A 13,275-nucleotide genomic window follows, 5' to 3' on the forward strand; every position below is an offset into this window, starting at 1 on the left:
AACTAACATTGTTTATATAAATTTGTAATTATTATAAGAATAGTTCCAGATTTTTATTGTATTTGTTTTTAATTTAACATTAATTAAATTTTTTTGTATTATGGTGTGTTTCGTTTGTGGGAATTTTTTAAAACTAAGAAAATTTTACTAATCATTGTTAATTGAATTCATGATACGCTTTCAGATTCTTCTCTTTGGGAATTGGTTTACTTAGCGAAAATTTTCCGATCAATGGTAGAAAGAATAAATTTCTGATAGTTGGTAAGAAAATGATATCTGCCGGGTTTAGATTATGGCATTTTTGGATAAAAATTCAGATAAAAATCCAATAAAAAGAAGCATAAACACTTGTTACTCAGAGTTAAGTCGTAAGGAAAAATTCCTTTTTTTCTAGGTCATCAAAAAAGGAATTTCCAACTTTCTTGAGTCAGGAGTAACTATTCGACGGTTTTAACACATTTTCTTATCAGTAAATTCTTTTTTTTGATCTATTTACTTTCTTTTTGAATGATAAAACAAAAAGTTGATTGTTTGCTCTCCTAACATTCCTTTTTGTATTCATTGAATCATCAAAATGAAATCTCTATTGTCAAACCACCTTACTTTTGTTTTGCTTCTTTCGTTTTTTTCCTGTTCGACACAGAAAGTTTATATCCCAAAAGAAAATCTAAACAACTCTTTGTTGCCCGCTCAGTTTGTCAAAAAACTAGAATTTTCTGAATCCCTTTTGCCAATTGTCTCTGAACCAATAAAAAGGCCTAGTTCGCAAGGTGAAATTTATTACGGAATTCTTCGTGATAAAGAAACTAACCGAATTGTAAGAAGTATTGCTATCCTTGTGGATTCCAAAGATTTGAACTTACATCCGACAGAATATTTATATTATCCAGTTTATTACGCTATCAATGTCACCAACTATCTTTCGATTAGACAAACTCTTAGAACAGAATATGATATTCGAAGGGCAAACGATAATTCGCCAGTTTATATGCCCGTTTATGCAACTTCAGCCGTTGTAAGTTTTGCTGCTTTAGGAATTGTATATATTGCTTCCACGGGAACCGCTATTATCTTGGGGATGGGAAAAGGAACTTATGAATTTACTGAAGATGTATTGGAAGGAATCATTGTTTCCAATGAAGAAATTGTATTAGGTTTTAATGATTATCAATATGATAAAGAAGGTAGGTTGATCAAGGTATCTACTTACCTTCCTTATCGTTCAATTTCCAAATCAGTCATTCCTTTTTATGATCGGGAAGGAAAAAAACAAATTGGTCAAATGTATCCTTCAACTAAACCGATTCTATTGTCTGAAATAAATTATCAATATGTTAATAATAAATCTGATTCAATAACTCCAAAATCAGCAGAGATCATTGAACATATCCCCAAAAAAAACAAAAAGTTAATCCATTTACCAATGAAAGAAGGATCTAAAAACACCAAGTAATTTCTTGCATAAAAACAAGAGTCCATAACACACTTCTAAAGCTATGGACATTTTTAGACGAACTCTGAGCACTCTCTATGAATCCATTTTTGTTTTCATTATTTTTACACTTCCCCATGGATTGTATGCTAAAACTTGGTATGATTTAGAATCGGAGAAGGAAACAAAAATTTATGGAAGTGAAAGGAGTGCTAAGTTTACTGCCAGTAATATTTTCTACGACGTAGAAAACTGGACAAATCATCATTCGGTTCGTGCATTAGGATTCTATCGGTATTACGATTATCCAAAAGCAAAAACAAAATCCATTTTTCCATTTTATTACCATATTCAAAGTAAGTCCGACAATCGTGAATACAAACGAATACTCAATCTCAATAAAACGGTAGAAAAGGAAGCGGTGGATCAATCCTTTTATCCATTTGTTTTTTGGGGAAAAGACACAAATAGTTCTTACTTAACCACAGTTCCTTTTTTCTTTTCTAATAAAAATGATGTACGAAGTCGTTTTGGATTTCCCATTTTGCCATTGTTATACTATCATAACCGAGAAACTGCCGGAGAAAATAAAAACCATTATACTAGACTACTTACTTTATTACATCTTGAAGTAAATGATAGAAAAGGACTTCATGAATTTTCAATTTTTCCTTTAGTTTATTATTCCAAAGAAAACTATTTGTTCCTTCCTTTGGTATTGTTTTATCAAAATAATAGATCTAACTTTAATGAATATTGGTTTGGGCCAATTTATTATTCTGAGGATAAGGCAAAGGATGAACGGTTGATTGTTGGTTTTCCGTTTATTGGGCACTACCGCGCACCAGGAAAAGAATTTGATTTAATTTTTCCATTATATATCAATTATTCTGATTCAGAAGAAGACTATCATATTAATTTGTTATGGTATACAAAGACAAATTCCGCAAATGTTGATTTGGCGACTAACGATGGAAATGTTTATATAGATTTTGATTTCGGAGTTTTTTATAATTTAGTTGGTTACTCACAAAGAACTAAAGTTTTGGATTCGAAGTTAGTTACGGAAAAAATAAAACCTCCAGAAATAAAAGACCCTAAAGTAATTAAAAAAAGGGAATTCAAACGAGAGAGTAGCGATAGTTTTATTGGTTATAATTTGTTATTTGGCGTTTTTTCTTATGAAAGAGCTGACTCTAAAAAACATATTCGCTTGTTACCGCTTGCATGGTTTACATGGGATGAGAGTTCAGATGATAATGTTGTTCTTTTGCCACCATTTTTCCCTATTTGGTTTAGTTACCAATCGGATGATTTGGAATATAAAGTTCTATTTCCTTTGTATGGAAAACAAAAAGACAAAGATTCTGAATTTCGCGATTATTTACTCAATTTATACTTAACTGAAGATGTAAAAGAAAACAATCGGAAGGAGAAATCTTATTTTTGGCCTCTTGTAAATGTTTATGAATCAGATTCCAATTCCGGTCATAGGGTTCTTCCATTTTACATCCATCGTAATGAATTCAAACAAGAAGTTACTACCAGTAAAACCTATACATTGTTTTCAATATACAATCAAACAAAACGTTCTAATTCATTGTATAATGAGTTTTTATTTTGGCCACTATGGATTGTTTATGAAAATAGAAGTTATTCAGAAATCCAAAAAGAAATTACGATTTGGATCACACCATTCTTTTATAGACACTCAAGCGAAACTTCGACTAGGACAAATTTATTTTGGTTTGTAGATTGGGAATGGTATCAGGAGAAGAACCTATCTAAAAACGATAATTCAAAATCCATCAATAAATATGAATCAAAAGAAACACTATCTCATATTTTGATTTTTCCTTTTTATAAAACAAATTCTAGTTTTTCTGTGATTCCATTATCTTTTAATTCCTGGAATTCTGATAGTTTTACAACTTTTAGTTTTTTGAATTATCTCGAATGGAATCGAACAGGACATTATTACAACTTTCTTTATTTGATCGAATCAGAAAATACTGAATCGAAGTATCAGTTTAAAAGTCTGGGTGGTTTGTTCTGGAATTTTGATAAAAGCCAAAATAACATAAATCGACTTACATTTATGTGGCTCGGTTACGATGATAAATCCTATCGTAAGATTTATAATTTTTTCCCGATTGTCAGGACTGCCGATGCCGCGGGAGAAAAATCGAGACTTTATGGACCTTTCCTTTATTATCTTTTCGATTCAGAAGAAGAAAAAACTGAGTTGGTTTTGGCCGGTCTTGGTTATTATCATAATCAAACAAAATCCGATAATCAATACTCAACATATTTGTTATTAGGCGCTTTATACCAAGAAAAAACGGAGATAGAAAGAGGATATGTTAAAAGAGGAAGCCTTTGGGGTTGGCTTTGGGAGTATCAAACAGAAGACAATGGATATGAAAAATTTTCCATCTTAAAATTGTTTTCTTATACAAAAGAAACAGATGGGACCAAAAAAATTCTAGGAATCACAATATAAACAATGATTAAAACAAAACCGAAAATACTTGCAATTTCAGGTGGAATTAGTCCGACTTCATATAATAGAAAAATTTTAAATACATTAAAACAAGATTTTTCAAATGCATTTGAGATGGAGGTATATGATGAAATAATAAATTTTCCATTTTTTCTTTCTGGAATTTCAGAGGAAGAAACTCCTGTAATTATAAAAGAATTTTTGAAAAAAATTCAAAACGCAGATGGAATCCTTATCTGTTCACCCGAATATGTGTTTAGTATTCCTGGAGTCTTAAAAAATGCATTGGAATGGGCTGTCTCTTCCGTAGTGTTTACTGATAAACCGGTAGCTTTAATCACAGCTGCATCTGTTGGCGAAAAAGCTCATGAATCTTTACTTTTAGTATTAAAAACAATTGGCGCTAAATTATCAGAAGAAACTAACTTACTCATTTCTGGTGTCAAAGCGAAGATAACTTTAGATGGACAAATCAGCGACTTATCAACAAAACAATCCATCCAAAATCTGATGGATGTGTTTTTGGATTCACTAAAACTAAAATAGAGTTTTTCTCTAAGAACAAAATTAAATGTAATGAATTTTTCTATCTGCATATAGGCTTATTTCTGTTAGTTTAAGGGAATACGCTAACGTAGTTAATAAATTATAAATTTTTTATTAATGGTTTGCGAGTAAGTTGCTTGCAACCAACTTGGCATAGGTAATTAGATTCTTTCTTTTATGTTTCGTTATTTATTCGTTCCATTATTACTTTTCGTTTTTTATTGTAATGAACAAACACTAAACAATACATGCGATATTAATTCCGATTCTTATCTCGAATCAACAATCCTTTTTAATTTGTTAGGTGAAGGTAGGAATAATTGTTCCACAGGAACCATTGAGTTTTTCCCCACTGTCATTGCACTCAGTTCTAAAAAAGGAGTGATTAACGAGGGTAGTGGAAGTCCCCTTCGATTTTCAGTAACTCTTAAGGAGAAACCTGAGGCAAAAGTTGAGATTGAACTAATAGTTTCAAATCCTTCTTATGCTATCGTCAGTCCTACAGCGCTCAGTTTTGATTCAACCAATTGGTCTACTCCTCAAAATATCCAGGTAACAGATATTAATGATTCTTTGCTCAATGGCATTCGAGATTTTCGTGTGATTTTAACTCCAAAATCAGAAGATTCAAAGTTGGATTTGAATCCTGCGGAAATACAAATGCAAATTTTGGACAACGAAAAAAGAATGTTTTTATCTGCTGGTTCCTATCGAGGCGGTGAATTTGGGGGAGTTTCAGGTGCAGATGCCATTTGTTCTACTGATAGCTTGTGCCCACCCGGTTCTTCTTGTAAGGCAATGATTTTAAATGGAAACACTCGGATTGCTTCCTTAACTGCGAATGTGGGTGATGGGCAAGTGGATTGGGTTTTGAAACCTAACGCACATTATTACCTAACGGATGGAACGACTCTGATTTCCTATACCAACAATACCTCTTTATTCCAAATTCCATTTTCCAATCCCATTGATTCGGTTAACTATGGAACCTGGTTTGGCGGTAATGCTGATTGGGTTTTTGTTACCAGCACTAGCTGTTTTACGTGGTCGGCAATCGTAAATACAGAATCAGGATTTATATTAAGGACTCAGCAAGTAAATAATTTGTTTTTTGGAGCAACCTATGGATGTGGCAATCAACTAAAATTGTTATGTGTTGAGTATTGAAGGCAGATGGGAAACTTGGCCTATTTTTATAATTCAATTGATACAAAAGTTTGGTTTATATCTTTCTCTTTTCCTGTAGTGGAAATTCTGCAAATAATGTTTGTGATTCTGAATCAAAATCTTATGCTGAAACATCAGTTTTATTAGGTATGATAGGTGAAAAAAAACAACCTTTGCCCGGTTGATAAAGGATGTAAAGCAATGTTAGTTGACAATACATCTGCAACGTCATCCAATGCGATTGGAATGAATTCGTTTACTTGTATCAGTAATTTACCATTTTATTGTGTTGAACAATTAAAATTAATAGTTTTTCACTTGACTAAATATATCTATTAGATATGGCAAATTTATGAAAACCAAACAAAGGAATATCCTCGTTGTCCTTGGTCATCCTAATCCCAATTCACTTTGTGGCCATTTGGCAGAGACTTATGTTAATTCTGCAAAAAATGCAGGTCATACTGTGGGTTTTTTGAAATTAGCTGATCTGAAATTCGATTATAATTTATATATGGGTCATAAAAAAGATTCTACACCGACTCTCGAACCAGATTTGATACAAAGCCAAAAATTAATTTCAGAAGCAGACCATCTAGTTTTTGTTTTTCCTAGTTGGTGGGCGAGTATGCCTGCAGTTTTAAAGGCCTGGATTGATCGTGTTTTTTTACCGGGATTTTCTTTTAAGTATAGAAAAAACTCACCATTGCCCGAAAAACTTTTGGTAGGTAAAACAGCTCGTATCATCGTAACAATGGATGCTCCCAGTTGGTATTATAAATGGTTCAATAAATCTCCCGGTATCCAGTTATTAAAATTTGGAACTTTAGAATTTTGTGGAGTGACGCCTGTAAAAGTTACAATTTTTGGTGAAGTAAGAACTCGTAAACCAAAACACTTTCTCAAGTGGACAAACATTGTGGAATCATTAGCAATTCACGGGGAATGATATTGTTCAGATGAAACGAGAAAGTAAAACACAATACGTTTTATTAGGAATTCTTTCTCAGTGTGAAATGAATGGATATGAAATTCGGAAGTACATTGTGTCTACGATTAGTTTTTTTTGGAAGGAATATGAATCCGAAGTTAATCAAACAACATTTGGAAGATGAAATTCGAAAACAAAAAGAAGATTTAAAACTTCTTAAAAACTTTCATAAAGAATTGGATGCAGATTGGAAAAAACATCCTGATTTGGAGTATTGGTCTTTGACTCTCGAATATGCAGAAAAACAAACCAAACTAAATTTGGATTGGATTGACAAAGTTAAGAATCAAATCAAAGCCTGAGTTTTATTTCAATTTTTTAAAAAGGCCCCTTTCATTCCAACACAATCTGTTCAATCGTTAGAAATAAAATAACAATCTAAAGATTAAATTCATTGATTTGAAATAGAGAATCTATATAAAAATCCATCTATGGGTAGGCGTTCTGGCACTAAAAGATTTTACTATGTCTTCTTAGTTTGTTTTGTACTTCCATACCATACCGCAATTTTGGGGATGGAAAAAGTAACCCTGCACCTTAAATGGTTTCATCAATTCCAATTCGCAGGATATTATGCAGCCCTCGAAAAAGGTTATTATCAAGACGTCGGTCTTAATGTAGAACTTTTGGAAAGTACAGTTGGTATTAAAGGGATTCACGAAAAAGTAATTCGTTCTACTGGCCAATATGGGGTTGGTAGTAATGAACTGATTCAAGAACGATACAAAGGAAAACCTGTGGTTGTATTGGCTGTAATTTTTCAACATTCTCCATCGGTTCTATATTTCAAAAAAACATCCAATATTCAGAGCATTCATGACCTTGCCGGGAAACGGGTGATGTTAACGCCAAGGATGGATGAAATTGTTGCTTATCTAAAGAAAGAAGGTATTGAATTAAAAGACTTACAATTGCTAGAACATAGGTTTAATCCCGATGATTTAATTTCTGGAAAGGTAGATGCATTTTCTGGGTATGCAACCACTCAAGCCTACGATTTCCAAAAAGCCGGATTTCCTTTTGTAGAATACTCCCCTAGAGTAGCAGGAATTGATTTTTATGGAGATAACTTTTTTACAAGTGAAGCCGAAGTTCGGGAACATCCCGAAAGAGTAAAAGCCTTTCGAGAAGCAACGCTTCGTGGTTGGATATACGCAATGAATCATCAAGAAGAAATTGTTGATTTAATTTATAATCAATACTCACAAAAAAATTCGAAAGAAAGATTACTTTTTGAAGCAAAACAAATGACTCCGCTCATCCAACCAGTCCTTGTGGAAATGGGTTATATGAATCCGGGAAGGTGGAGACATATCAATGAAGTTTATTCTGAGCTTGGAATGCTTCCGAAGAACATTAATCTAAAAGGATTTATTTACGATCCCAATCCTCAAACAAACTATGATTGGGTTTATTATACGTTTGGTGTTGTGATTTTTTCTTTGATTGTTTTAGGTTTTGTACAGTGGAGAAGACTTAATAAACAATATTCTGAAAATTTAAAGAAACAAGTTGAGGTTAGAACAGAAGAATTAAAACAATCCAATGAATATTTGCAGGTTTTAAACCAGAGTTTGTTAAATACCTTAAAGGAATTAACAGAAGCTCAAGATAAGCTTCTTGCTTCAGAAAAACTAGCGGTACTCGGTCAACTAGCAGCTGGAATGGCGCATGAATTAAACACTCCTTTAGGTGCCATTGTTTCATCAAACTTTTTGTTATCTGATTTTTTGAAACAGAAATTAATTCATGTAATCGATATCATTGTTGGATTTAATAAAGAAGATTCAATTCGATTTTATTTGGTATTAGAAGAAAGTTTAAAGAACCAAACCTTTATGGAAGGAAAAGCAGAAAGGTTGATCAAAAAAGAATTGGCTTTAAAGTATTCATCGATAAAAAAAATGGATTTGTATGGAGAACATATACAACTTGTTGTTGGGACGGGTGCTTTTCGTTTGGGTGATAGACTGATACAAATATTAGAAAGTGAAAATTCCTTACAAATTCTAGAGGCGGTCTCAAGTATTACTTCTGCTTACCGTTCAAATCAAATTATTTCTGTTGCATCAGAAAAAGCAACCCATGTGATTAGGGCCTTAAAAAGTTATCTGGTTTCGGATAAAGACATTTTGAACGGAAATTCAGTTGTTGATCTAGTATTTGAAATAGAAACTATACTTTCACTTTATCATTATAATTTAACGAAAGTAACTATTGTTAAATCATACTTAACGGATAAAAAGTGTAAAGGGAACCGTGATAAATTAAATCAAGTTTGGATTAATTTGCTAAACAATGCTCTTCAGGCTATGTCGTACAATGGTACAATAGAAATCAAAATCCAATTAGTAGAAAATTTTATTAAAGTGTCGATCATTGATTCTGGCACTGGGATTTCTGAGTCCATCAAAAGAAAAATTTTTGACCCATTTTTTACCACCAAACCTGATGGGGAAGGTATGGGTTTGGGTCTTGATATCTGTAAAAAGATCATTACTCAAATGGATGGAAAAATTGAGTTAGAAGAAGTCCCCCTGGGGGCATGTTTTTCGGTTTGGTTGCCGGTTGCCGAAACCTGATCCAAACTATCTTTGAAAAAATATACGTATCTCATATAGCGGTCATTCTGAGACAAATTATCATGGTTTCCCCCAAAAAACCTGCTTAAATTAGGCGATTAATCGTGTTGCGTAAATTCATTCAACTTGGTTTTTCGATTCCATTGAGAGTAGGTAAATGTAATTTCGTTCTAAGTTTGTATGGAACCTTTGAAAGAAATGTATTCCCGGGATTGGGTTCTCGGACTCGGAAATCACTTAAATCGGGTGGATTCCAAAATCAAACCTTTGGAATTTCAAAAACAAGTGTTTTCTGCACCTTGGAAAGAGATGGAATTAAAACAAAGGATCGATCGCCTCTCTGATGTACTGATTGAGAATTGGCAAGGATCAATAGCCGATATCTATCCGAATATCATCTCTCTCATTCACTCACTGCGCGAAGAAGGGGTTTCTGATTTTAATTTTCCTTATATTTTTTTGAACGATATTGTCACCAAAACAGGGTTAGATGACTTTGATACATCTATGAAAGCATTGGAGAAAATAACGGTATTCTCAAGTGCTGAGTTTGCGATTCGATTTTTTTACAAACACCATTTTCAAAAAACTGTAAAACAAATGCAAACCTGGTCAAAACATAAGGAACCATTTGTGCGAAGGTTGGCAAGTGAAGGCAGTCGGCCAATGTTGCCTTGGGGGATTGGGATCCCTGAGATCAAACAAAACCCAGAAATTCATTTATCTATATTAAAAACACTCTGGGATGATGAAAATGAAATTGTTCGCAGAAGTGTTGCAAATCATTTGAATGATATTTCTAAATTAAATCCAGATTTGGTATTAGAATTTTGCGAAAGTAGATTTGGAAAGTCAAAAGAATTAGATAAAAATTTAAAACATGCTTTACGAACCCTTCTGAAAAAAGGAAACAAAAAATCTTTAAGTTTCTTTTCGTATAACACAAAATGGAAACCGACAAAAATCAATTTAACTTTACGTAAGAAAGAAATCAATATTGGGGATTCACTTGAATTTGAAGTTTCAATCAATCAAACTCCAAAAGATACAACCAAAATAAGAATTGAATATAAAATTGGTTTTTTGCTAGCAAATGGTAAACATGGGTATAAGGTGTTTCAGTTAGGTGAAAAAAGTTTGTTACCTAAAGAGAAAGTTAAAATCACAAAACGACATTCTTTTGCTCCGATCACCACGCGAGTATATTATCCAGGAAAACATACGATTTCTATATTATTAAATGGTAATGAATATAAATTACAAAAATTTGAATTAAAAAGAGAAACAAAGTAAAAATGTATAAAATCATTCTGCATTACATCGGGATTTTTAGTTTTTTTTTGACTCTTTCTTCTTGCGCAGTTTTTTATTCAACGGAAAGGCCTAAGGTTGATTTTTCAAAGTATGTTAAGGATCAGTCTCTTAGTTATGAGTTGATTGGTTGGGATAGTGAAGCGGATCGTCGGAGAGTTTCTTACATTTTGGCTGCTTTACAAAATTCTGGAAAGTTCACATCACTGAGATACCAAAATCAAACAAATACGGATCTTCATGTTCAAATTATATTAGAATCAAGTCCGAGATTCGTCCTTTTTTTGGGTGAATCAATAGAACCTGTTTCTTATTTACCGGAGAGAAATCCTGAAAGATTGGCACTTTATTTATTGAACCGTTTTTTAGCATTTAGTACTTTTTTTGTGATTCCAGATATCGATCGGGATGATGATTATTTGGTCTTTCGATTGAGTAAAAAAGGAAAACTGGAAAAAGAATATCGGTATCCAATGGAGTCCTATCGCTTGTTTGGTTGGGTATCTTTACTTTTGATGTGGGGTGACGATCGAAAAGAATGGAAACCGATACTCACGGAAAAAGTTTCTAAATTTTTAGGGGACTCTTATGGTGAATAATGATTCTAAAGTTTATACTTTATTGCATCTAGTGATCATTATATTTTATTTTAGTTGTGCAGCTTTTCCTGATCAGGTCACATCAAAAGAACGTAAATTGTCATCAATTGGAAAGGAAAAAGTGAGGGTTGTATTTACTGGGTTTTATCGTTATGAGCAGGAAAAAAAAGCGATTTTGGAGACCTTGTTGAAAAGAGGTCTCACTATAGATCCCAATTCTGATTCAGAGTTGGAATTAATCCTTCAAAAAAAAGAACCAACATATAAATATATATGGATCCACCGTTTGAATTTACTTGCAACTTTTTTGTCGGGAGGATTGATCCCTTCTCATATTCGAACAGAACAAACCATTACATTTCGTTATTCCAAACTCGGTGATATTGAAAGAGAATCAATTTATGAAATCGGAATGGATCAGTGGCGGGGGATTCCTGTTATCATCATAATGGTTTTACAATGGCCTAATCAAGTTTATAAAGAACAATTAATTGAGGCTACAGAATTGGAGATAAAAGAAATATGAGAATCCTTTCTTTATTGTTATTCTCTAGTTTTGTTTTATCTTGTATGGGATTGAATCGAAAACTAACTTCTAATGAAAAATCGGATTTTATCGAAATTCAAGGCCATAAAAGAACTTATATTGTCCATTATCCGAAAAACTGGGATGGATCACAAATACCAATGTTAGTCGCTCTTCATGGACGGTTTGGATCTGGCTCTTCGATGATTTTACAAACAAAGTTAGATTTATTATCTGATTCAAAAGGTTTTATTGTCGTTTTTCCCGATGGTTACAAAAGAAGTTGGGCCGATGGAAGAGGAAATACTCCTGCAGATGAAAATCAAATCAATGATGTAACTTTCATCGAACTTTTGGTGAAACGATTGATTGCGGAAGGTTCCGTGAATGCTAAGAAAGTTTTTCTTGTGGGTCATTCTAATGGCGGTTTTATGGCACAAAGATTGGCAGTAGAAAAACCTGAATTATGGAAAGGGGTTTTGAGTGTGGCAGCACAAATTTCTGTATTTACTCTTAAAAGAAAACAAATCTTAAAAACAAAGACAGTTTCCGTTGGAATTATGGCAGGCACTGAAGATCCACTTGTTCCATTTAGTGGAGGTTATGTGAGAGATGGTGGTGAGATTCTTTCCGTAGATGACTCTATACTAAGATGGAAAGAATGGAACTCTTGTACGGAAACCGTAACTAAAAAAACAGAAAGTTATAGAGAAGACTTTGTCGATTTAAAGATAGATTTTCTTCGATATGAATCCTGCGTTGATAATACTAAAGTTGGTTTAATTCAATTAAATGGACTAGGTCATAGTTGGCCTGGAGAAAAACCCATGATTCCCTTTATCGACCAAGGAAAAACAACAAAAGTAATCGATGGATCCAAACTTGTTTGGGATTTTATGGAAAACCTGTGACAAAACCAAAAATTGCTCTAGTAACCGGGGCTTCTCGTGGGATTGGACTTTCCATCTCGCAAATGTTAGTTTGCCATGGATATAAAGTTTATGGAATATCTAGAAATCCAGGAACTTGTAAATTTACTCATGAATTGTTTCATTTAATGGCTTGTGACCTTTCAAATTCTAAGGAGATAGATCATTTTATCGTTAATTTTCCAGAAATAAAAGACATTAGTTTACTGATTCATAATGCGGGATTAGCTTATTTTGCACCGGTGGAAGAACTTTCTTCTGAAAAAATCCGAGAGATGGTCAGTCTTCATCTCACCGCACCAATGTTACTTACCAGTGCATTCACAAGATCATTAAAACAAAACCGTGGTCGTATTCTATTCATAGGATCAGTGGCAGGAAAAGAAATTTCACCTTGGGGGAATGTATATGCTTCTCTCAAAGCAGGAATTCATCACTTTGCTAGAGAATTGTTTGCTGAGTTAAGAAAGTTTGGAGTAAAAGTTCACTTGATCATCCCTGATATAACAAAAACAGATTTTTATAAAAATTTGAATTTTGAACCGGATGAAGATCCAAATTCATATTTACTGCCCAATCAAATCGCGGAAGTGATTGAAAATTTGATTGTAAATGATAACGGTTGGGTGGTTCCAGAAATTCAAATTTCTCCCGAACTTTTTAAGTTAAAAAGAAAAAAACAGAATTAA

Annotated in this window: 12 protein-coding genes; all 12 read left to right on the forward strand. The window is 33.1% G+C overall.

Translation table 11 applies throughout. The features are described 5' to 3' along the window. Positions 1 to 574 precede the first annotated feature (574 nt). The 12 genes from EHQ24_RS14295 (at position 575) to EHQ24_RS14355 (ending at position 13,275) form a co-directional block, all read left to right on the forward strand. Positions 575 to 1,453: a hypothetical protein gene (locus tag EHQ24_RS14295; RefSeq protein ID WP_135602241.1), complete on the forward strand. Its 879-nt coding sequence runs from the start codon at positions 575 to 577 to the stop codon at positions 1,451 to 1,453. 43 nt (positions 1,454 to 1,496) lie between these two features. Beyond that, on the forward strand, positions 1,497 to 3,935 hold the full coding sequence (locus tag EHQ24_RS14300) for an LA_1737 family protein (protein ID WP_244310432.1): 2,439 nt from the start codon (positions 1,497 to 1,499) through the stop codon (positions 3,933 to 3,935). A 3-nt stretch (positions 3,936 to 3,938) separates the two neighbouring features. Then, on the forward strand, positions 3,939 to 4,481 hold the full coding sequence (locus EHQ24_RS14305) for an NADPH-dependent FMN reductase (protein WP_135602242.1): 543 nt from the start codon (positions 3,939 to 3,941) through the stop codon (positions 4,479 to 4,481). 177 nt (positions 4,482 to 4,658) lie between these two features. Further along, complete coding sequence (locus EHQ24_RS14310; protein WP_135602243.1) at positions 4,659 to 5,648, forward strand: DUF1554 domain-containing protein; 990 nt, start codon at positions 4,659 to 4,661, stop codon at positions 5,646 to 5,648. Between the two features lie 352 nt (positions 5,649 to 6,000). Further along, positions 6,001 to 6,597, forward strand: a complete 597-nt coding sequence (locus tag EHQ24_RS14320) for an NAD(P)H-dependent oxidoreductase (RefSeq protein WP_135602245.1) — start codon at positions 6,001 to 6,003, stop codon at positions 6,595 to 6,597. A gap of 128 nt (positions 6,598 to 6,725) precedes the next feature. After that, the gene (locus EHQ24_RS19375; protein WP_244310433.1) at positions 6,726 to 6,941 is read left to right on the forward strand and encodes a hypothetical protein; all 216 of its coding nucleotides are present in this window, start codon (positions 6,726 to 6,728) and stop codon (positions 6,939 to 6,941) included. A gap of 213 nt (positions 6,942 to 7,154) precedes the next feature. Continuing rightward, complete coding sequence (locus tag EHQ24_RS14330; RefSeq protein WP_244310434.1) at positions 7,155 to 9,221, forward strand: ABC transporter substrate-binding protein; 2,067 nt, start codon at positions 7,155 to 7,157, stop codon at positions 9,219 to 9,221. 180 nt (positions 9,222 to 9,401) lie between these two features. Beyond that, positions 9,402 to 10,514, forward strand: a complete 1,113-nt coding sequence (locus EHQ24_RS14335) for a DNA alkylation repair protein (RefSeq protein WP_135602247.1) — start codon at positions 9,402 to 9,404, stop codon at positions 10,512 to 10,514. Between the two features lie 2 nt (positions 10,515 to 10,516). Then, positions 10,517 to 11,131, forward strand: a complete 615-nt coding sequence (locus EHQ24_RS14340) for a hypothetical protein (RefSeq protein WP_135602248.1) — start codon at positions 10,517 to 10,519, stop codon at positions 11,129 to 11,131. Beyond that, the gene (locus tag EHQ24_RS14345) at positions 11,121 to 11,657 is read left to right on the forward strand and encodes a hypothetical protein (RefSeq protein WP_135602249.1); all 537 of its coding nucleotides are present in this window, start codon (positions 11,121 to 11,123) and stop codon (positions 11,655 to 11,657) included. The genes EHQ24_RS14340 and EHQ24_RS14345 overlap by 11 nt, the downstream gene beginning before the upstream one ends. Next, positions 11,654 to 12,568 carry a CE1 family esterase gene (locus EHQ24_RS14350; RefSeq protein WP_135602250.1) on the forward strand — a complete coding sequence of 305 codons (915 nt, stop codon included), beginning with the start codon at positions 11,654 to 11,656 and terminating at the stop codon, positions 12,566 to 12,568. Before EHQ24_RS14345 ends, EHQ24_RS14350 begins: the two co-directional genes overlap by 4 nt. Continuing rightward, a complete protein-coding gene (locus EHQ24_RS14355; RefSeq protein WP_135602251.1) occupies positions 12,565 to 13,275 on the forward strand; it encodes an SDR family oxidoreductase in 711 nt (236 codons plus the stop codon). Before EHQ24_RS14350 ends, EHQ24_RS14355 begins: the two co-directional genes overlap by 4 nt.

This window comes from Leptospira noumeaensis, assembly GCF_004770765.1.
GTDB classification, from domain to species: Bacteria; Spirochaetota; Leptospiria; order Leptospirales; family Leptospiraceae; genus Leptospira_A; species Leptospira_A noumeaensis.